The following is a 17,657-nucleotide window of genomic DNA, read 5'->3' as shown; positions in this document are numbered from 1 at the left end:
TGTATTATTGTCATAGCAAACTTTAATCGTGAATGTAATGGTGGCGCCTGCAGCATGGACAGCCTTTTTGATTTTGTCCCGGATCGTTCGTATGGTTTGCTCAGAAAAGGTCGAAGGGGTCCAAAAAAGTAGTCCATTTCTCTCGAATTTGAAGGAAGCGCATCATAATTCTTGCGGATTTCGGCTCGAATTTCAGCCGCCTTTTCTTCCGTTTCCTTAGAGTTGCTTGCGGGATGTACCGCATAAGCAATAAAACCACTAAAGAGAGATGTGGGGGGAGACCTTTTTTCAGTCAGATCAAGGATGTTAGACGCTTTGTTCATGATTTTAACCGCATATTCCCCGTTAGTCCCCCGTTAAAATCCATCCTCCCCCCGTCGCCCTAGCCTCGTCCCTCCAGCACCCTTTGCAGCGATTCTAACGCGGGTTTCTCGATTTCCGCCTCGTCCGGCGGCCAACGCCAAAAAAGCGCCTCGCCGGGACCTTGCCCCAGGGAAAGGGGCGTCCTGCGGCGGGCGCTGCCGTACTGGCCTTTCCTGGCCCCGAACCGGTGCGTGGGGGGCTCACGTCGGCCGTTCCCACCTGGCGAAGTCCGGGATGGTTTTGTTGAAGCCGCCGGCCAGACTGGCCAGCATATCGATCTTGACCGCCGCCGCCATCTCCAGGGGCGGACGCTCGTGCGCGGAGGCCGTCCGCTCGGCCGCGATCGTGTCCTTGCCGTGGGCTATGGCTACCAGCCCATCTTGGCCTTGATGTATTCCACGGCGATGGCCACCACGCCGCCGGCAATGGTGCCGGACACTCCGCCGGCGATGGCCGCCCGCCGGTCCACGGCATCGATCCGCGCCGCCATCTTGTCCATCTTCGCGTCGATACGCCGTAACAGGGCCAGTTCCGTGGACTGCCCGGCCAAGTCGTCGCTCATGCCTTTCCTCCTTCGATAAGTCGGTCCAGCTTGGCTTCGATGGCCTTCAGCCGGTCCAAGGTTTCGGTGCGCATCAACAGGTAATCGTCGCGACGCACGCAGCCGTCCGCCACCCGCTCCCGCAAGGCCGCCACGTCGGCCTCGTGGCCCTTGAGCGCATCCTGCAAGTGCTTGATCCACAGGCCGCCGAAAAAGGCGATCAGGCCGAGCAGCACGTTGACGGCCATGGGCACCCACACGGCGGCGTCCATCAGCGGTTCCCGCCGTCCGTGGCCAGGTCGATCAGGGCGTTTAGCTGCGCCTCCATGGCTTGCGCGCGCGTCCCATAGTCGCGGATGTGGGCCAGGATGTCGGCCGGGGTCACGGCGCGGCGCGGTCGTAATCCGGGGTGAGCGGCCGGGGCGGCGTCGGGCGCTCCAGCAACTGGGGCGGGATCTGCGGCTTGGGGCACGGCACCATCACCGGTGTCACCGGAACCGGGGGCGGCGGCACCGATGGCCTCGTTGTACAGGCGCACAAACTCAGGGCCGAAAACACAATCAAGGCCAGCAGTCGCATGGGGGATTCTCCTTGTGATGCTTCTGATTTTGGCCGCGCTTTGGCGCTTGCTCCGGTCCAGCCTCGCGGCAAGGGCATTGGCCCGGCTTTGGGTCGCTTCCAGCTCCTGGCGGGCCTTGCGCTCGGCCTCGGCCCAGGCTTTCGCCTGCTCGGCCTTCCATGTCTCGGCCTGAGCCTTGAGAGTGGCCACCTCGGCCAGCCTGGCGGCATCGGCCCGGCCGTAGCCGATGCGGTAGCCGGCCCCGAAAGTCAGGACGCAGGCGAGCATCCCAGCCACGGCACCCAGCACCCACTTATTGAGCAGCAGTGACATGGCACACCCCCTGGCCCCAGCCGGCCCGGATATAGAGTGGTTCGAGCGTCCCCAGGATGCGGCGGGGATAGCCCCGGTTTTCTTTCCAGGCGGCGGCTGCGCGGCCGGCGTTAAAACGCTCGACGTGGTCGAACCAGATTAACGGGTCCACGCCGTTTCGCCCGGCAAGCGCCTTGTCGCGCCGCACCCAGCCCAGGCCGCCGTTGTAGCCGGAAAGGGCCATGGCCATGCGCTGGCAGCCGTCCTGGGCCGTCACCCGGTCCCACAGCCACTTGTCGTAGGTTGCCAGGGCGCGAAGCGCCCAGCCCGGGTTGAAGGGATCGTTGGCGGCCAGCCCGGGCACAAGCCCGGCGATCCACTTGGACGTGGACGGCATGAACTGGGCCAGGCCGCGCGCGCCCACCGGGGAGACGGCATTTTCCCGCCAGCGGCTTTCCTGGTGCACCTGCGCGGCGAGCGTCGCGACGGGCGCGGCAAGGCCGAAGGCGTAGCGGCCGCACCGGGTCAGCTCGGCCCGGTGGCGCAAGGCATTGGCCGGGATGGACTCGGCCCGGGCCGCCACAAGGGTGAAAAGGAGCACGGCCAACGCCCCGGCGGCGAAGCCCGCGCCCCACAGGAACCCTGTGAAGAAGTGCTTGCAGACAAAGCCCGAGGCCGCTTCCGCCCGGGCGAGCCAGGCGTCGGGGATGCGGCCGAGCATGTCGGCCAGGAACCGGCGCACGGCTACAGCCCCAGGCACACGGCCAGCATGACGCCGAGCACGATCAAGGCGCGACGCAGCAGCGCGGCGGCGAAGATGGATGCGTAGCCCGGCACCACGGCGTAGTCGGCCTCGTCGTCGGGGTAGGCGGCGTCGTGGGCGCGCCATTCGCGGGCCAAGTAGCCGTCCGGCCTGGCGTAGGGAAACAGCCAGCGGTCGAGCCAGTAGCCCACGTAGCCGGCCAGCAGGACCAGCGCGAGCTTGTAGAGCATGACCGGCAGCTGCACCGGCGACACAACGGACAGCGCCGCCACTAGCAACGCGGCCGCCACGGAACAGGCGAGCAGACGCGGGGAATGGAACTTGTGGGACATGGACGCCTCCTTGCATTGCGGTTTGGAGGCGCAAATGGAACCGCCCCCGGACGCCGCCTATGCTAGGCGGCGCACCAGGGGCGGTGATAGGTGAAGGGATTCAGTCTATTCCGTGCCGTTTGACATAAGGAGTCCCAGCCCGACGTTGGGCACCAACTGCGCAGCACACTTTACACCATTCACACGAGCAACCCGTTCTTTTCCATCAAGAAAATCACCAGGATTGTCACCTAATAAAGCCTTGTATAATTTATGTAGGCCGTCTTCTTTGACCTCAGGATTGATAAGCTTTCCCATGAGCTTTGTAACAAATCCAGCGGCTAGAAACGCATCCATGGCAGATGCCGCATTTTTATTCCACTGTACGAGAAAAACAATCTCTTTAACTTTTCCCGTATCCTTGCTTAGCGCTATGTGTGACGTGGTCAACGGAGTAACATCTTTTCCGGATTTTGTGATTATTTTTTTAGATGGCTCCATTTCGATGGATATAACTGCAGATTCTAAGGCTTTTATTTTTGCATTCTCTATTGGTGTCTTGAAATATCCATTATTTTCATTCGCGGCTACACTAATCGACTGCACTATATTCCCGCCGTGCAATCTCGCCATGGGATTTGCTTCAACCGCCCAAACTTTCCCGCATAAAGTCACCCACAAAGCTATTACCAATACTGCCAAACGTTTCATGTTTCCCCTCCGTTAAACTAACCGGAATTGGTCCTCTGGCTTTACCGGAACGGTCTTGAGAATGAGCCAGATACGCCTATCTGAAAGTTTATACCGCCGCGCTAAGTGAAAAACAACCTCGGCCGACGACCGCCCCTTGTTGGTCTCGGCCACGAAATACGCGTTGATCTCCGCATCCCGGACCGCCTGCAAGGCCGCCGCGCACCGGGGCACGTACAGTTCGCCGCCGCCGAAATGCGCCACCAGCGTGTCCGCCGCATCCTCGCCTACCACGTCGGCCAGCATGTTGTAGCGTTGCTCGCCCAGCTTGGTTTGCCGTTTGGGCACGGGGAAGGTGGTGCCGCCCAAGGACCGCACCAGGAGCACTGCCTTTGGCAGGCCGATCAGGTCCACCAGCTCCTGCACGGACGCCGGCAGGTTCTGCTGCTCGCTCATGCCGGCCTCCCATGGCGCGCTGCGTCGCGCGAAAGCGCCGCCAGCACGCCGCGCGCCTGCTCGGGTGTGAGCCATTCCAGCTTTTCCACGCCGAACATGCGCTTGGCGATGCCCCCGGCATAGCTCCAGGGCCGCTTGGCTTCGGCCAGCAAGGCCTCCATCTTGTCGATATATCCGGCCGCACCGGGGACCGCCGGCTTGCGGCGCGAGGGCTTCTTGGCCGGCTCCTGCCAGCCGAGGGTCCGCAGGTAGGCGACCACCCGCACCAACTGCGGCACGGTGCAATCGCCGGCGCTTTCGTGTTCGGTCAGCCGCTCCAGGACAGCGCGGTAGCTGGCGTCATCCAAACCAAGATCTTTCTTGGCGATATGGATTTTGGCCAGCAGGCTTTTACGGGATTCGGGACGCATCTTTTTCTCTTTGGCTGCTCATCAGGCCCGGGCCGCCACGCCCGGACGACCGCCCACGCGGGGCGGTTTCGCTTAGATCACACCGGCGATGAGGCGTTGCGCCTGCCGGACGTAGGACGTGCCGAGCTGGCCGTCCCGCATGGCCTTGGTGAGCAGGCCGGACAGGGCTTCGGCCTGCTTTTTCCAGAAAAGCGCCTGGCTTTCGGCGCTCTTGAGCGCCCGCATGGGCACCTGCCGTTTTGTATCGGGCATGCCTGTTCCTCCGGCCGACCTACGGCCAATCCTGATTGCAGTATTCCACCAGCCGGATGCCGGCGGCGGCCACCGTGGCCGCGACCTGCCGCGTCTCGGTCTCGCGCCCCTGGATGCCGCTGCGCAGGGCACGCAACCCGTTTCGGGCCAGGCCGCGCGCCAGCGCCGTGGCGTCCTCGGCCGTGGTCGCGGGCGGCATGCGGCGCAGCTCCTCCCGCACCTCGATGGGCAGCGCGTCCATCACAGCGCCGCCAGGTCCAGGGCGATGGGGGTGTAGGAGCCGTCGTCCTGGCGCTCGTAGACGCGCAGGAGCTTCTTGCTGCCCACCACGCGCAGGCTGTCGGCAATGGCCTCCATGGCCTCGCGCCAGCGCGGGTCCTGGATGTCGAGACGCCGCAAGCCCAGGATCGCGCCGGTGTTGACCCGGCCTTCCTTGTCCACGGCAAAGGCCTGGTTGATGATGGCCTTGATCTCGTCGGGGCTGCCCTGGGTCCATTCGGTCAGGCACTCGTCGATAAGCGCCTTGGCCGCCTGCAAGCGCTCGTCAAAGGCCAGGTGCTCGCTGATCTGCACCTGCACCTTGTAGCGGCCGTCGAAGCTCAAGAGCGAAAGATTGCCCTTGAGGCCGCCGCGCCTGGCCCCGTACTTCTCGGCCGAAAGGTCGGCGAAAGCCTGGATGTCGCCCAGGGTGTTGGCGCGGAAATCGCGCATGGCCATCTGCACGCCCTTGGCCGTGGCCACGATGTTGCGCGTCAGCTCGTCGCGCAGCTTGTCCACTTCCTTGACCTTGGCGGTGGGGATAAGCCGCCCCTTGGCGTCTTCCATGTAGCCGTCGGGAATCGCCGTAGCCGTCGTCATGCCGTTTGCTCCTTTCCGGCCGCCCGGGGCCGGTCGTTGACGTTGGTTTTGGGGGCCACCCGGTGCGGGCAGGTCTGGCAGGCCCGCCACAAGCGCAGGGCCGCCGGGCTGGACGTGGGCATCCTGTCGCCGTTGTCCGCGCATTCGCCCGGCGTCACTTCCCGGCCGAGATGCGGGCAGACCCGATGCCCGAGGATGGCCAGGACCTTGGCGGACAGCTTGTCCGTGCCTCCCGGATACTTGCCGGCCAGGGCCAGGCTGATGGAGGTGCGCGAGTAGCCCAGCCGCCGGCCTGTGGCCGCGATGGACGTCCGCGCCGCCTCGGCGGCCAGCAGCGCCAGCCAATCAGCGGACATGGCCAGCCTCCAGGGCGATGCGGCCAAGCTCGAAGACCTGGCCGGTGTTGCAATCCGTCAAGCGTCGGGTTTGGGTGTTGAAGGCCGGGGCTTCGGGGCCGCTGATGCGGTCGCGGCGCAGCCGCCAGCGCTTGACGCCGCCTTCGCCGCGACGGGCAAGCGGCAGCAGATAGCCGGCCGTCTCCAGCGCTGCGAGGTAGCGCGTCAGGTTGCGCTCCGGCTCCTTCTCGCTGCCGTCGCACAGCATGGTGAGCAGGTCGTCGAGGCTGAAGCCGTCGCGTATGCTCATGGCGCGCCAGGCCTTTTGGCGCAGGGATAACGCGCGTCGGCTCGGGGCAGCATTACCGCAGGGACCGGAAGTAATCTCCCGATCCTCGGCCAGAAATTGCCGGCCCTTGTCCGTGATCTGGTGCATGCCTTCGGCCGATAGGATGAGCCCTTTGCGCCGCAGACTTTCCAGGCAAAGCCGGGCGGCCTCGCGGGTCTTTCCCAGGCGGGCCGCGATCTGCCGCGTCAGCTTGGGGCCGTCCGCCAGGGCGTTAAGGATCGCCAGCCCTGACCAGGCCATCTAACGGCCTCCGGCGGCGCAGGCGGTGCGGTTCGGACCGGCGACGCCGATGCGGACCATCTTGGGCGTGCGGCTTTGCCAGTCGAAAGCCAGCGGCGCGCCTTCCAGGTCGGCCACGTCCACCGTTTTCAGGCCGTTGAGTCTGGCCAGGCGCTCCACGGCCGCGATGACGTTTAAGGCCTCGCGCATGCGGCCGCCGGAGATGCGGTGCACCTCGGCCATGAGCGCCGGGGCCATGCGCACTTCGGAAAGCTGCTCGCAGGCATGGGCCACGTCGACGAGGCTGGCGGGCTGAAACTCCACCACCTGGGCGATGCGGCCGTGAATCTGCTTGTATTTGCCGATTTGCTGCTGGATGCGGTCCATGCCGATCAGCACCACCGTCACCTCGGCCCGGTCGGACAGGTCCCGGATTTTCTCCAGGGCCACGGCCTTGTTGTGGAGCGTGAACTCGGCTTCGTCGATGACGATGGGCAGCTGGGCCTCCACCACCCGCTCCAGCAGGCGGCCGAAAAGCTGTTGCGCCGTGCCCGAAGGGTCCACCTTGATGGCCTTGGCCAGCTCCACCAGGAAATACTTGGGCGTCCAATCCACATTGGCCCGCAAGAACACGGCCCCGGTCTCGGCCGCCCAATGTCCGACGATATGGGACTTGCCGAGCCCCGGCGCGCCGTGCACCAGCATCATGCCGGCCTCGGCCGCGCCGCGCTGCTCCACGGCGGCGATGCCGGCCGTGAAGCGCGAATAGTTCTCCGTTTTGACAAACTGCTTGCGCATGCCTTCTCCCTGTCGGTCTATTTGGTTTGCGCCCGGTGCGGGACGTTGCCGCCGTCCCAGGCGATGCCTTCGTAGCGGTAGAAATCGTGGAGGTCGGCGTAGGCCGGCGACCGGACATAGGCGTCCATCCAGGCCTGGTCGCCTTCGGTCCAGCCGTCGCGGTGGCGCATGAGCCAGGTGTAGCGGTCCTGCTCGGACAAAAAGAGGGGCCGCTTCCCGGAGTCCGCCGGGACGACGTCCCGGGGCTCGGGAGCCGGCGGGTCGGGCAACTCGGGCGCTGGCGGCGTGACCGCGTCGGCCACAAGCGTGATGTCCTGCGGCGCTTCGGGGAGCTTCACCGTGGCCCCGGGCGCGATCCGGGCGATCTTGCCGGCGAGCCGGGCCACCTGCCCCTTGGCGCGCCGCTCGCGGGCGGCCTCCACCTGGTTTTTCGGGAAATAGTCGATGCTGTTGCCGTCGAGCCGGGCCGTGCAAATCATCTCGCCCCGGGTGGTCCAGCAGTAGACCTTGGACGCGTCCCAAATGTCGTAGCGCACGTCCACGAAATCGCCGTGAAAGTCGGCCAACGCTTCGGAAAAATAGGTGTTGTTGAAAAGCCGCACCTCGCCGTTTCGCACCTTGCGGGGGATGCCCGGCATAAAAAGCTCGTCGCGGACGGCCTCGGGAACCCGGAAAGGCTCGAAGCCGCGTTCAACGAAACGTTGCCAGGCTTCATTGGGCGAGAGGTGCCGCCGCCGGCCGCTGGTCTGGTCCTCGATCCGGGGCAGGCCGCGATGCGGCGTGGCGTTGTATTCTTCCACACGGGCGAGAAGCGCCGCCTTGAACGCCTCCCAGGTGGGGAGCAGCCGGGAGGCGGCGCGCTTTTTCAGGTCCGCCCGGGTGATCTTGAAAATTTTGTGGGCGGCGTCGCCGTCCATATCGGCATGGGAGCAGGACGGCAGGCGCTTGGACAGCGGGTCGCAAAGGGTCTTGACCGCGCGCTCCATGAGCCCCTTGCCCTGGGGACGGCCGGGAATGGCGCGGACCGCCTCGATGCCCAGGCGGTCGAGCATGCCCGAACCCGGGGTGAGCATGATGTTGTTGACGTAGCCCGGGCCGTTGTCGGTGTAGAAAAGCGCCGGGATGCCGCCGAACAGGCAGGCCATGCGCAAGGCGTCCAGCACCGTGCCGGCGCTTTCGGCCTCGCCGATGGACATGCCCACGCAACGACGCGTGGCCACGTCGAGCACAAAGGTCACCTCGGCCTTGAAGGGTTGGCCATGGATCGGGTGCTGGATTTCGGCGTCAAAGGTGGTGCCGTCGGCGGTGTAGACGTCGGTGGGCCACAGTTCGGCCGTGCTGCGGCGCTTGTGGGGGCGGCGCTTGAGCAGCGCGTTGCCCGTGTCGCGGCCGGCCTCGCGGTCGGGATCGGCCATCTTGGCCAGAAACCGGCGCACGGCGAAAATGGAGGGTGGCATGCCTTCCCAGGCATCCGCGAACTGCTTGTAGGCATCGGCCACAGTGGGCTTTTGCGGTCGCTGCCAGATGGCCAGGAAGGCCGGAGCCCAATCGGGCACACCCATGTCCTGGCCCTGGTGGCGAGGAGCCAGCGCCGCTTCGCCGCCTTCGGCGAACTTCGAGCACCAGTCGTAAAGGCGGCGTCGGGACAGGCCGCGTCCGGCGGCCATGCGGTCGTTGGCCACCTGAATCAGTTTCGCCAGCCGGGGAACCAAGGTCTTGTCCGTGGCCGCCGCAAGCAGGTTGCGGATGGCCTTCTCCTTGCCGACGAGCGGTGTGGCGTGTTCGATCTCGCGCACAAAGGCCAGCCGGGCCAGGGCGGTCTCGCGCTGGTGCCTGGTCAGCTTGGAAAGGGGCGACGGCATGGTGGCCGGAGCCGCCGTCGCGGGCACAGAGACGGTGGAAACGGTGGGCGGGGTGACCGGTCCGGGACTGCCGGCCAGCATGGCGGCGGCAAACGCCTGCCGCACGTCCTCGGGCAACGAGCGCAGGTGATAAAGGCGGCGCTTGCCGCCACGGCAGGCGGATTGTTCAAAGGACCAGGACTCCTTGCCCGCTCTGAGCTGGACCGCGCGTCCGGATTTGCCAAGCGCCCGCGCGATCTCTTTTGCCGTGACCGTATCTTGCATCATCGCAACCGCCTTACGCCGCTTCCTGTCCCTTCATGTCTTCCGGCAACGCCAACAACCGTCCCGGACACCCCACGGCAAGCAGCGCCCGAAGCGCCTTTCTGTTGTTGCGTCTGCCGTGTACGGTCTCCGAAACGATGGAGCGGGCAATGCCGGCCCGGCGGGCGACGTCGGATACCGAAATGTCCCTTTCCACCATCCAGGCCCGGACTTTCCTGCCTTCACGCATCATAATTCCGTCTCACTTTTGCGTTTGCGCACTTTCAAGCGACTGATTTTCCGTTCCGTCCGCGCCCATTCCAGGAGCCGGGCGTGGTCGCCGTCGATGGCCCGCCAGCCTTGCCCATGCGACCGAGCACGCAGTCCAGATGTCGGGCGCTTTGCATCGAACGCGTGGTCCTTGATTCGAAAATTCCCAGGCGTCGGACATTGTGTAACGGTGTCGCCCCTGGTAGCTACGTGTGTAGCGGGTTGACCGTCGCTGCTCGTTTTTAACTTAACGCTTAAAATTGTCAGTCTCAAGCTAAATTTTAAGTTCGGACTTTAAATTTTTCGGTTAGATATATGTTTAACGATTTCCGTCAATTAGCTTTTAACTGAATTTCGAACTTTGTTTCGGAGATGCCCGTGGAAAGTGCGAAGACCTTTGACACAATTTTCATGCGACTTCTGGCCGCGACGGAATCCAGGAGTGAGTCTGATTTTGCCAGGTGTATTGGCATTACGCCGCAGTCTGTTAACGGCGCGCGCAAAAGAGGGAAGGTTCCGCCCGATTGGGTTCAGTCTGTAGCTGAAAAGACTGGCGTTTCAAGCGATTGGTTGTTTTTTGGACGTGGTCCCATGCGCTGGGGCGGCGAATGCGAAGCCTCGCCTCAACTCGCAATGGAGCCAAACCGGGCGGGGGGACTGCGAGCGGGGGACCAGATTGAGCAGGTGGTTGCGGAGGATGATCTGCAGTGGATGGCCCCGGATGCCGCGCCGAGCATGGGATATGCCCTTGTTCCCAAGGTGATGGCGCGATTGGCGGCCGGGACGGGAAGTCTGGAAACGGAAGGAAAAGTAATCGGCTACTACGCGTTCAAGTTGGATTTCTTGCAGCGGAAGGGACATCCAAAGAAGATGGTGCTTATGGATGTCGCCGGCGACAGCATGGAGCCGATGCTTTTTGATGGCGACACGGTTTTAATAGATGAAAGTCAGCGCGAGATAATAGCTGGTGCGATATTTGCGGTCGGCATAGAGCAGGAAGTTTTTGTGAAGTCCCTGCTTCGTGTGCCTGGGAAGCTTGTTTTGCAAAGCCGTAACGAACGCTACGCGCCCATAGAAGTGGATATGAACGGCGACTTGGCCGGCACGGTGCGCATTATCGGGCGCGTTGTCTGGAGCTGCCGCGAGTACGTGCGCTAGCCCGTCAAAAGCCGTTCGATCCCGTGCCAAAAGGCGCGCATTTTCCCGTCATTTTCTGTCAATCAGTGCCAAAATTCCTTCGTGCCTGGCGTCGCCTTAAGATCTAGGCCCGGCTGGCCTTCTCGGCCGTTCACCCCCCTTTCTCTCTCGTGCCGAACTGATCGCCTCCCCGGTCACGGGGGCGCGGATTGAAACTCGATCTTCTGGTTGACGAATTGGATCGCGGCAGTCGCCCCCCGCATGGGGGCTGCGACATCTTTGGGTGGACCAGGGGTTGGACTGATACGGTCCAACCCCTTTTACGTTGGGGAGGGGGCTTCCCCCATCTCTTCCCCCTTTTTGCATTTGTAAGGCGGCGCGCGATTTGGCACTGATTTGTGTGGGCTTGGGCCCCACAGCACTGTTGCGGGTGTTCCCATGACCAAAATGAGAATTCCTATCGGCCAAGCTGCGTTCGGGTTCCTGGGGGTGCTGGGCCGCATCCGCCAAACTGGGAAAGATGCGGCACCGGTCAGAATGCATCCGTGAAACAATCAAAAAAGCCTGTAACGGAGAAGCAAACTCGGCATGGAATACGCTGCCCCTCCCACCACCCCGTTTGTTTGCGCCATCGGCGTGACCGGACATCGCGACCTCACGCCGGAAACAATTCCGGCCATCGCCAGGGCCGTTGCGGACGTTCTGGCCACAATCCGGGAAGAGGTGGCATCGCAACTGCGAGAAGTTGAGCGGCACCTCTTCAGTCCCTCTCCGCCCATCCTGCGCTGTGTCTCCCCGCTTGCCGAAGGCGCGGACCGGATCGTGGCCCGGGAGGCCCTGAAACAGGACTACGAACTCCAATCCCCGCTGCCCTTTGCACGAGAGGAATACGAAAAGGACTTTGCCCAGGGAGCCTCGAAACACGAGTTTCGCGACCTGCTCGCCAAGGCATCGGCCGTCCTGGAATTGGACGGAATCCGCCCCTCCCAGGACGACGCCTATCTTGCCGTGGGCCGCGTCGTGCTCGAACAAAGCGACCTTCTCCTCGCCGTATGGGACGGGGCCGAGGCCAAGGGACGCGGCGGCACGGGCCAGATCGTGGCCGAAGCCCGGAGCCGGGGCATCCCTGTGGTCATGGTTCATCCGGCCGAACCCGCCGCCAACCGCGTCCTCTCTCCCTGCGCCACCGGCGAGTGGGGCGCGGATCTCAAAACGTGCATCACCCGGTTGCTCCTGCCGTCGGCGACGCCGCTCGCTCCGTCATCCCCAAAAGCCAAGCCCGCCGCGTCATGCGTCAAGCGATGGTTCGAATCCCTTCTTGGCGGGACTCCGTCCGGCACCAGCCCGCAACAATACTTCGCGGAAACATGGAAGAAACCAAGCCGCCTGGATGCCATGCTGGGTGCGTTTCCCTCCTGGTTCGAGAAGACCCTCGCCTTCCACCGGTCCAAAGCCACGTCCCAGACGGCGTCCCCTTCGGTGAAGTCCGCCTGGGCCCGTCCCTGGTGCGATGCCCTGGACTCGCATGGGGCCCAGCCCAGGCGCGTCGAGCGCTTGCTGACCGAGCACTACCTGTGGGCCGACCACTTGGCCGTCTATTACGCCGCGCGTTTTCGCGCCCTGGGCTTCCTCCGCCATTTGCTCATGGCCTCGGTCATCATCGGCCTGCTTGTCGGGGCCTATACGAAGGAGCTCAGGGGGCTGGGGTTCACCATCCAATTTCTGTCCTTCGCGGCCATCATTTGGCTGGTGCGCATCAACCGCCGGCGCAATTGGCACCAGCGCTTTCTGGACTATCGTTACATGGCCGAGCACCTGCGTCACATGTGTTATCTCGTTTTTCTCGGCCGGACACCCGGCTGCGCTCATGAGGAGGGCGCCCCGGCCTGCGACAAGGCGGGATGGTCGGTTTGGCTACTGCGCAACGTGTTCCGCCAAGCGGGATTGGTTGATGCGGCCATCACCCCGGAAATGCTTTTGTCCTACCGTCGCCTCATCAAGGAAAAGGTGATGGAAAACCAAATGGTATTCTATCGTGATCGGCAACGGCGCTATGAGACTATCGCCAGCCGGCTTGAGGCGTTCGGCCTGGCCTGTTACCTGGGCGGGCTGCTCTTTATCCTTCTGCGCGCCCTTGTCTTCCTTTTCGTCAAGGACGACGTGGCCGTAAGACTGCCGTTCGGCGTCAACGGCCTTCAACTGTGCACGTTTATGAATATGATAGCCCTGGTTATTCCGGCTGTGGCTTCCATGGCCTTCGCCTTGCGTTCACAGGGAGAATATCCAAGTTTGGCCAGTCGCTATAAAAGCATGCTGGCCTTGCTCGGACAGCGTGAGCAGTTTCTAGAACAAAGTCATTCGATGAACTCTGCCGCGCTCGGCGATTTCGCGGAGGAATTGGCGCAGTTGCTGTCGAGCGAGGTGTCGGGATGGCATGTGCTGGTCAAAGCCAAAGGGCTCAGCCCATACTGAGTTGAAACGCGCGGCTCGGATCAGGCTGCCGCCCACTTAGGCGTGAACGTGCAGGAGTTCGCGCACCGCTTGCGCGCTCTGCGCCGCGAGCGCCTTGGCCGCCAAAGCGCGGCAGGCCTCCATGTCCACGGACCGGATGGTTTCCTTGACGTCCGGGATGGCCGGCCCGCTCATGCTGAGCTCCGTCACTCCCAGGCCGAGCAGGAGCGGCGCGGCCAGTCTGTCGCCGGCAAGCTCCCCGCACACGCCCGTTTCGATCCCGGCGGCCTTGCCCGCCTCGCAGGTCAGGGCGATCATGCGCAACACGGCCGGATGGTAACTGTCGCAGAGCTTGGAAACCGCCGCATTGCCCCGGTCGGCGGCCATGACGTACTGGGTCAGGTCATTGGTGCCGATGCTGAAAAAATCGCACAGCCCGGCGAGCCTGCCGGCGATGGCCGCGGCGGCCGGCACTTCGACCATGATGCCGGTCTGCACCCGGGAAGGCATCGCCCGGCCCGCGTCCGCGAGTTCCCGGCGCACGTCCTCCTGGAAGCGCAGCACCGAGGCAAGCTCGGCCGCGTCGGACACCATGGGGTACATGATGCGGATGTCGGCGCTCCCCGCCGCCCGAAGCAGGGCGCGCAGCTGGGTGCGCAGCAGTTCGGGCCGGGCCAGGCAAAAGCGGATGCCCCGTTCGCCGAGAAAGGGGTTCGCCTCCTGGGGAACGTCGAGATAGCGAAGCGGCTTGTCCCCGCCGACATCCAGGGTGCGGATGATGACGGGCCGGCCGTCCATGGCCCTGGCCGCCGCGAGATAGGCCTCGTACTGCTCGTCCTCGTCCGGGGCTTGCTCGCGGTCCTGGAAAAGAAATTCGGTGCGGAAAAGCCCCACGCCCTCGGCGCCGTATTCCAGAACGCGCGCGGCATCGGCCGGACCGCCGATGTTGCCGAGGACCGCGATCACGGTCCCGTCGCGGGTCTTGGCTGGAGCGGCGCCACGGGCCTTGGCCGCTTCGCGCGCGGCGAGCCAGGCCGTGCGCTTGGCCGCCACCGTCTCCCGCACGGACGGTTCCGGCGCGGTCCAGACCGTTCCGGCCACGCCGTCCAGGGCGACGACCTGACCGTCGGCGACCCCGCCGATGACATCACCCACGCCGATGACCGCCGGGATGCCCAGCGCTCGGGCCAGGATGGCGGCATGGGAGGTCGCGCCGCCGGTTTCGGTCACGATGCCGAGCACCATGGCCGCATCGAGTCCGGCCACGTCGGAGGGCGCGAGATCATGGGCCATGACGATGGACGGCGTGTCCAGGCGAATGGTGCGCGCGCCCTCGCCGGAGAGGATGCGCAACACGCGGCGGCCGCAGTCCAGGACGTCGTCGCCCCTGGCCCGCATGTACCCGTCGTCGAGGCGGTGATAGTCGTCCGCCACGGCATGGATCACCTCGGACCAGGCATAGGCGGCGTCGACGTTTTCCGAGGTGACGCGCGCCACGGCTTTTTCCCGCAGGTCCCTGTCGCCGAGAATCAGGCCGTGCACTTCGAAAATGGCGGCATTGGCCTTGCCGGCGGTCTTTTCCGTTTCCCGGCGCAGGACGTCGAGCTCGTCCAGGGCCGTGGTGATGGCCGCATCGAGCCTGGCGATTTCGCCCTTGGCGTCGGCCACCTGCCGGCGCGTCACTTCCGGCAGGTCGGCCAGGTGCGTCAGGGCCGGTCCCACGGCATAGCCGGCCGAGGCGGGCGCGCCGGAAAACTGGCCCTCTCCGTCGGCCTGAGCGGATTTGACCGGCTCCGGCGCGTTTTGCGCGACGTCCGCCTCCCGTTCCCCGAAATGGTCCGCGTGCAGCGCGCGCAGGGCTTCCACCGCCTCTTTGGCGTCCGGCCCGGAAGCGGTGATGGTGATGGTGTCGCCGTGGCGCACGCCGAGCAGGGCGATCTGGTTGATGCTCTTGGCGGAAGCGGTCTCCCCGCCCTTATGCACCTCGATGACGGAGGCGAATTTCCCGGCCGTGGTCACGAGGTTGGCCGCCGGCCGGGCGTGGAGCCCCAGGGCATTTTCGATGGCAAGTTCCAGAGTGAGCGTCTCTCCCTGGGCTGCCGCCTGGGCGACCGGGGCATCGGGGGCCGAGGCTTCGCCGGTCAGGGGCGCGAGCTGGGCGATTTTCGCCTGGAGCGCGGCGGCGGCCTCGTCGCCGGCCTCCTTGAGCGAGGTTCCAGCCGCCGCCTGCACCGCCGCCGCCACGGTTCCTTCCACAAGGGGAGCGGCGCAAAGGCGGATCTTTGCCCGGACTTCCTCGGACAGGAAATCGAGGGCCGTTTCGGCGCTCAAAAGGGCGCTGCCGAGGTCCATGAGCACCAGCACGCCGGCGTCCGCCCGGCCGGCGACGCTTTCGATGGCCGCCAACACCTGCATGGCGTCGGTGCCGATGGGATTGTCGGGGTCGTCGATGCCGCCCACAGCCTCCATGGGCACGGCTCCTTGGGTCATTTGCGAGGCCAGTTCGAGCACGCCCTCGGCGAGCTTTTTGCTGTGGGAAACAATGACGATGCCGATCACGGGCGACTCCGATGCCATGGGGCCTTGTGTTTCGGTGCGGGGGATTAGCGCAATGCTTCCCGCAGGGTTTCGAGCATATAGAAGGAAGACGTCGCGCCCGGGTCCTGATGGCCCACGGAACGGGGTCCAAGGTAGCTGGCGCGGCCTTTCCTGGCTTGCAGGGGAATGGTGGCGGCCAGGGCCTTTTCCCCCACGGGCACGAGCGCCTCGGCCAGGGCCGCCGCATCGTCGCCGTTTTGGGCGAAAGTCCTGGCTTCCGTAAGAACCGGGGCCCACAGGTCGTACATGGTCTTGTCCCCGGGCTCGGCCCGGCCCCGTTGGCGCAGGCCCTCCACGCCCGTTTCCAGGAAGCGCAGGAAATCGGCCACGGAAAGGGCGTCCTTGCCGGCCACGGCCATGCCGCCCTTCATCCAGAACGTCCCGTAAAGCGGGCCGCTGGCCCCGCCAACGCTGGACATGAGGGTCATGCCCACGGTTTTTAAAATCTCGCCGATGTCCTTGTCCGCCACCCCGGGCAGCTTCTCCATGACCTTGCTGAAGCCGCGGTGCATGTTGATGCCGTGGTCGGCGTCGCCGATGGCGGCGTCAAGCTCGGTGAGATAGCCCTTTTTCGCGGCGTAGACCGCATCCAGATTGCCGAGCCAGGCGAGGACCTGGGCCTTGCTGATGGGCATGGAATTCCTCCGGGGTGGCGTTATGGAAAGCCTTTTAACGGATCAGGCCGGGCGTGTGCACGGGCGCGTCCCAGAACCGCAGGATCTCGTCGTCGGCCTTCAGCAGCGTGATGGAAAAACCCTGCATCTCCAGGGAGGTGATGTAGGAGCCGATAAGGTTGCGCGCGATGGTGAGGCCTTTGTCCCGGCAGACCGCGTGGAGCTTCCGGTACACGGCGTAGAGTTCGGACACCGGGGTGCCGCCCATGCCGTTGACGAAGGCGATGACCGCGTCACCCTTGGCCAGGGGCGCGTCGGTGAGCGTCCGTTCCGTCCAATCCCCTCCGTCCCATTCGCGCACCGTTCGGGTGTAGGCGGGGTCGTCGATGATCTGCCCGGCCGCGTATTCGGTCAGCGCGTCCACGGGCTCGATGGGCATGCGGTGGGTGCCGGGCTCGCCGTGGATGCCGATGCCCATCTCGACTTCGTTTTCGCCCAGTTCGAAGGTGGGCTTGCCCGCCGCCGGAACGGTGCAGGAGCTTAACGCCACGCCGAAGGAACGGCCGTACTGGCTCACCTTGCGGCAAAGCGTCGCGCACCGCTCCAGGTCGTAGCCGGCCGCCGCCGCCCCGCCCACGATCTTTTCGGCCAGCACGGTGGTGCCCACGCCGCGCCTGCCCGCCGTGTACAGGCTGTCTTTGACGGCCACGTCGTCGTCGATGAGGACGTTTCGGACTTTGACCCCTTCGGCGGCGAGCAGTTCCACCGCCGTTTCGAAATTCATCACGTCGCCGGTGTAGTTTTTCACCACGAACAGCACGCCTTCTCCGCTGTCCACGGCCTTGGCGCAGGCGACCATCTGGTCCGGGGTGGGGGAGGTGAACACCTCGCCGGGACAAGCTCCGTCAAGCATGCCGGAGCCGACAAAACCGCCGTGCATGGGATCGTGGCCGGAGCCGCCGCCGGAAACCAGCGCCACCTTGCCCGCCACCGGCGCGTCGGCCCGGCGAATGAAGGTGGGGTCGAAGCTCACGGCCAATTCGGGATGGGCCAGGGCCATGCCCTCCAACTGTTCCCGCACAACGTTTTCCACGGCATTGATCAGTTTCTTCATGGCGGACCTCCTTGGGCGACTGGTGATACGCAAAGATAGCAGATATGCGGCGGAAATTGAAGGTGGTTTCCCGGGATAGGCCGGGGAACCGATACGGCGGGAGAGGCGCGTCGGGAAGCCTCCGGGGACAGCGGCGTTGCCGTGCGCGGCAA

The 17,657-nt window shown here is 64.7% G+C and carries 21 protein-coding genes and 1 other RNA gene; 2 read left to right on the top strand and 20 right to left on the bottom strand.

Going from position 1 to position 17,657, the window contains the following annotated elements; all coding sequences use genetic code 11:
- Positions 1-730: 730 nt before the first annotated feature.
- The 17 genes from DESFRDRAFT_RS05760 to DESFRDRAFT_RS05690 form a co-directional block, all read right to left on the bottom strand.
- Complete coding sequence (locus DESFRDRAFT_RS05760; RefSeq protein ID WP_005992042.1) at positions 731-925, bottom strand: hypothetical protein; 195 nt, start codon at positions 923-925, stop codon at positions 731-733.
- Complete coding sequence (locus tag DESFRDRAFT_RS05755) at positions 922-1,176, bottom strand: hypothetical protein (RefSeq protein ID WP_005992040.1); 255 nt, start codon at positions 1,174-1,176, stop codon at positions 922-924. Before DESFRDRAFT_RS05755 ends, DESFRDRAFT_RS05760 begins: the two co-directional genes overlap by 4 nt.
- Positions 1,176-1,796 (bottom strand): hypothetical protein, encoded by a 621-nt coding sequence (locus tag DESFRDRAFT_RS05750; protein ID WP_005992039.1) that lies wholly within the window; start codon positions 1,794-1,796, stop codon positions 1,176-1,178. The genes DESFRDRAFT_RS05755 and DESFRDRAFT_RS05750 overlap by 1 nt, the downstream gene beginning before the upstream one ends.
- Positions 1,777-2,517, bottom strand: a complete 741-nt coding sequence (locus DESFRDRAFT_RS05745) for a transglycosylase SLT domain-containing protein (protein ID WP_005992038.1) — start codon at positions 2,515-2,517, stop codon at positions 1,777-1,779. Before DESFRDRAFT_RS05745 ends, DESFRDRAFT_RS05750 begins: the two co-directional genes overlap by 20 nt.
- A 2-nt stretch (positions 2,518-2,519) precedes the next feature.
- Complete coding sequence (locus tag DESFRDRAFT_RS05740) at positions 2,520-2,870, bottom strand: putative holin (RefSeq protein WP_005992037.1); 351 nt, start codon at positions 2,868-2,870, stop codon at positions 2,520-2,522.
- A 105-nt stretch (positions 2,871-2,975) separates the two neighbouring features.
- Positions 2,976-3,560 carry a hypothetical protein gene (locus DESFRDRAFT_RS22015; RefSeq protein WP_005992036.1) on the bottom strand — a complete coding sequence of 195 codons (585 nt, stop codon included), beginning with the start codon at positions 3,558-3,560 and terminating at the stop codon, positions 2,976-2,978.
- A gap of 12 nt (positions 3,561-3,572) precedes the next feature.
- Complete coding sequence (locus DESFRDRAFT_RS05735) at positions 3,573-3,995, bottom strand: Mor transcription activator family protein (RefSeq protein WP_005992035.1); 423 nt, start codon at positions 3,993-3,995, stop codon at positions 3,573-3,575.
- Positions 3,992-4,405 (bottom strand): gp16 family protein, encoded by a 414-nt coding sequence (locus DESFRDRAFT_RS05730; protein WP_005992034.1) that lies wholly within the window; start codon positions 4,403-4,405, stop codon positions 3,992-3,994. The genes DESFRDRAFT_RS05735 and DESFRDRAFT_RS05730 overlap by 4 nt, the downstream gene beginning before the upstream one ends.
- Before the next feature lie 8 nt (positions 4,406-4,413).
- An RNA gene (locus DESFRDRAFT_RS21135) (hammerhead ribozyme type II) lies at positions 4,414-4,479 on the bottom strand.
- Positions 4,478-4,657 carry a hypothetical protein gene (locus tag DESFRDRAFT_RS05725; RefSeq protein ID WP_005992033.1) on the bottom strand — a complete coding sequence of 60 codons (180 nt, stop codon included), beginning with the start codon at positions 4,655-4,657 and terminating at the stop codon, positions 4,478-4,480. The genes DESFRDRAFT_RS21135 and DESFRDRAFT_RS05725 overlap by 2 nt, the downstream gene beginning before the upstream one ends.
- A 19-nt stretch (positions 4,658-4,676) precedes the next feature.
- Positions 4,677-4,898, bottom strand: a complete 222-nt coding sequence (locus DESFRDRAFT_RS05720) for a hypothetical protein (RefSeq protein WP_005992031.1) — start codon at positions 4,896-4,898, stop codon at positions 4,677-4,679.
- Positions 4,898-5,515, bottom strand: a complete 618-nt coding sequence (locus DESFRDRAFT_RS05715; protein WP_005992030.1) for a DUF3164 family protein — start codon at positions 5,513-5,515, stop codon at positions 4,898-4,900. Before DESFRDRAFT_RS05715 ends, DESFRDRAFT_RS05720 begins: the two co-directional genes overlap by 1 nt.
- Complete coding sequence (locus tag DESFRDRAFT_RS05710; protein ID WP_005992028.1) at positions 5,512-5,871, bottom strand: hypothetical protein; 360 nt, start codon at positions 5,869-5,871, stop codon at positions 5,512-5,514. Before DESFRDRAFT_RS05710 ends, DESFRDRAFT_RS05715 begins: the two co-directional genes overlap by 4 nt.
- On the bottom strand, positions 5,861-6,439 hold the full coding sequence (locus DESFRDRAFT_RS05705; RefSeq protein WP_005992026.1) for a winged helix-turn-helix domain-containing protein: 579 nt from the start codon (positions 6,437-6,439) through the stop codon (positions 5,861-5,863). Before DESFRDRAFT_RS05705 ends, DESFRDRAFT_RS05710 begins: the two co-directional genes overlap by 11 nt.
- Positions 6,440-7,216, bottom strand: coding sequence for an AAA family ATPase (locus tag DESFRDRAFT_RS05700; RefSeq protein WP_005992023.1), 777 nt, complete (start codon positions 7,214-7,216; stop codon positions 6,440-6,442).
- A gap of 17 nt (positions 7,217-7,233) precedes the next feature.
- Complete coding sequence (locus tag DESFRDRAFT_RS05695) at positions 7,234-9,345, bottom strand: Mu transposase C-terminal domain-containing protein (protein WP_005992021.1); 2,112 nt, start codon at positions 9,343-9,345, stop codon at positions 7,234-7,236.
- Positions 9,346-9,355: 10 nt separating this feature from the next.
- On the bottom strand, positions 9,356-9,571 hold the full coding sequence (locus DESFRDRAFT_RS05690; RefSeq protein WP_233489565.1) for a helix-turn-helix domain-containing protein: 216 nt from the start codon (positions 9,569-9,571) through the stop codon (positions 9,356-9,358).
- A gap of 392 nt (positions 9,572-9,963) precedes the next feature.
- Here DESFRDRAFT_RS05690 and DESFRDRAFT_RS05685 point away from each other — a divergent pair, with 392 nt between their 5' ends.
- Complete coding sequence (locus tag DESFRDRAFT_RS05685; RefSeq protein WP_043793973.1) at positions 9,964-10,749, top strand: LexA family transcriptional regulator; 786 nt, start codon at positions 9,964-9,966, stop codon at positions 10,747-10,749.
- Positions 10,750-11,316: 567 nt separating this feature from the next.
- Complete coding sequence (locus tag DESFRDRAFT_RS20670) at positions 11,317-13,200, top strand: hypothetical protein (RefSeq protein WP_005992018.1); 1,884 nt, start codon at positions 11,317-11,319, stop codon at positions 13,198-13,200.
- A gap of 36 nt (positions 13,201-13,236) precedes the next feature.
- Here the strand turns inward: DESFRDRAFT_RS20670 and ptsP are convergent, their stop codons facing one another.
- Genes ptsP through dhaK form a run of 3 tightly spaced genes read right to left on the bottom strand, consistent with a single transcriptional unit; the run spans position 13,237 to position 17,505 of the window.
- On the bottom strand, positions 13,237-15,738 hold the full coding sequence (gene ptsP / locus DESFRDRAFT_RS05675; protein WP_005992017.1) for a phosphoenolpyruvate--protein phosphotransferase: 2,502 nt from the start codon (positions 15,736-15,738) through the stop codon (positions 13,237-13,239).
- Between the two features lie 44 nt (positions 15,739-15,782).
- A complete protein-coding gene (gene dhaL / locus DESFRDRAFT_RS05670; RefSeq protein WP_005992015.1) occupies positions 15,783-16,412 on the bottom strand; it encodes a dihydroxyacetone kinase subunit DhaL in 630 nt (209 codons plus the stop codon).
- Between the two features lie 34 nt (positions 16,413-16,446).
- Entirely contained in the window at positions 16,447-17,505 is a 1,059-nt protein-coding gene (gene dhaK / locus DESFRDRAFT_RS05665) for a dihydroxyacetone kinase subunit DhaK (RefSeq protein ID WP_005992013.1), read from the bottom strand.
- Positions 17,506-17,657: the final 152 nt, after the last annotated feature.

Origin of the sequence: Solidesulfovibrio fructosivorans JJ], assembly GCF_000179555.1 — a bacterium.
Classification (GTDB): domain Bacteria; phylum Desulfobacterota; class Desulfovibrionia; order Desulfovibrionales; family Desulfovibrionaceae; genus Solidesulfovibrio; species Solidesulfovibrio fructosivorans.
Note: the sequence above shows the minus strand (reverse complement) of the source record. Positions and strands in the feature narration are given on the sequence as shown.

What these genes read in the sequence shown, in the direction of transcription:
- DESFRDRAFT_RS05760 (WP_005992042.1), bottom strand. Translation starts at nt 925, where the DNA reads ATGAGCGACGACTTGGCCGGGCAGTCCACGGAACTGGCCCTGTTACGG.
- DESFRDRAFT_RS05755 (WP_005992040.1), bottom strand. Translation starts at nt 1,176, where the DNA reads ATGGACGCCGCCGTGTGGGTGCCCATGGCCGTCAACGTGCTGCTCGGC.
- DESFRDRAFT_RS05750 (WP_005992039.1), bottom strand. Translation starts at nt 1,796, where the DNA reads ATGTCACTGCTGCTCAATAAGTGGGTGCTGGGTGCCGTGGCTGGGATG.
- DESFRDRAFT_RS05740 (WP_005992037.1), bottom strand. Translation starts at nt 2,870, where the DNA reads ATGTCCCACAAGTTCCATTCCCCGCGTCTGCTCGCCTGTTCCGTGGCG.
- DESFRDRAFT_RS22015 (WP_005992036.1), bottom strand. Translation starts at nt 3,560, where the DNA reads ATGAAACGTTTGGCAGTATTGGTAATAGCTTTGTGGGTGACTTTATGC.
- DESFRDRAFT_RS05735 (WP_005992035.1), bottom strand. Translation starts at nt 3,995, where the DNA reads ATGAGCGAGCAGCAGAACCTGCCGGCGTCCGTGCAGGAGCTGGTGGAC.
- DESFRDRAFT_RS05730 (WP_005992034.1), bottom strand. Translation starts at nt 4,405, where the DNA reads ATGCGTCCCGAATCCCGTAAAAGCCTGCTGGCCAAAATCCATATCGCC.
- DESFRDRAFT_RS05725 (WP_005992033.1), bottom strand. Translation starts at nt 4,657, where the DNA reads ATGCCCGATACAAAACGGCAGGTGCCCATGCGGGCGCTCAAGAGCGCC.
- DESFRDRAFT_RS05720 (WP_005992031.1), bottom strand. Translation starts at nt 4,898, where the DNA reads ATGGACGCGCTGCCCATCGAGGTGCGGGAGGAGCTGCGCCGCATGCCG.
- DESFRDRAFT_RS05715 (WP_005992030.1), bottom strand. Translation starts at nt 5,515, where the DNA reads ATGACGACGGCTACGGCGATTCCCGACGGCTACATGGAAGACGCCAAG.
- DESFRDRAFT_RS05710 (WP_005992028.1), bottom strand. Translation starts at nt 5,871, where the DNA reads ATGTCCGCTGATTGGCTGGCGCTGCTGGCCGCCGAGGCGGCGCGGACG.
- DESFRDRAFT_RS05705 (WP_005992026.1), bottom strand. Translation starts at nt 6,439, where the DNA reads ATGGCCTGGTCAGGGCTGGCGATCCTTAACGCCCTGGCGGACGGCCCC.
- DESFRDRAFT_RS05700 (WP_005992023.1), bottom strand. Translation starts at nt 7,216, where the DNA reads ATGCGCAAGCAGTTTGTCAAAACGGAGAACTATTCGCGCTTCACGGCC.
- DESFRDRAFT_RS05695 (WP_005992021.1), bottom strand. Translation starts at nt 9,345, where the DNA reads ATGATGCAAGATACGGTCACGGCAAAAGAGATCGCGCGGGCGCTTGGC.
- DESFRDRAFT_RS05690 (WP_233489565.1), bottom strand. Translation starts at nt 9,571, where the DNA reads ATGCGTGAAGGCAGGAAAGTCCGGGCCTGGATGGTGGAAAGGGACATT.
- DESFRDRAFT_RS05685 (WP_043793973.1), top strand. Translation starts at nt 9,964, where the DNA reads ATGCCCGTGGAAAGTGCGAAGACCTTTGACACAATTTTCATGCGACTT.
- DESFRDRAFT_RS20670 (WP_005992018.1), top strand. Translation starts at nt 11,317, where the DNA reads ATGGAATACGCTGCCCCTCCCACCACCCCGTTTGTTTGCGCCATCGGC.
- dhaL (WP_005992015.1), bottom strand. Translation starts at nt 16,412, where the DNA reads ATGCCCATCAGCAAGGCCCAGGTCCTCGCCTGGCTCGGCAATCTGGAT.
- dhaK (WP_005992013.1), bottom strand. Translation starts at nt 17,505, where the DNA reads ATGAAGAAACTGATCAATGCCGTGGAAAACGTTGTGCGGGAACAGTTG.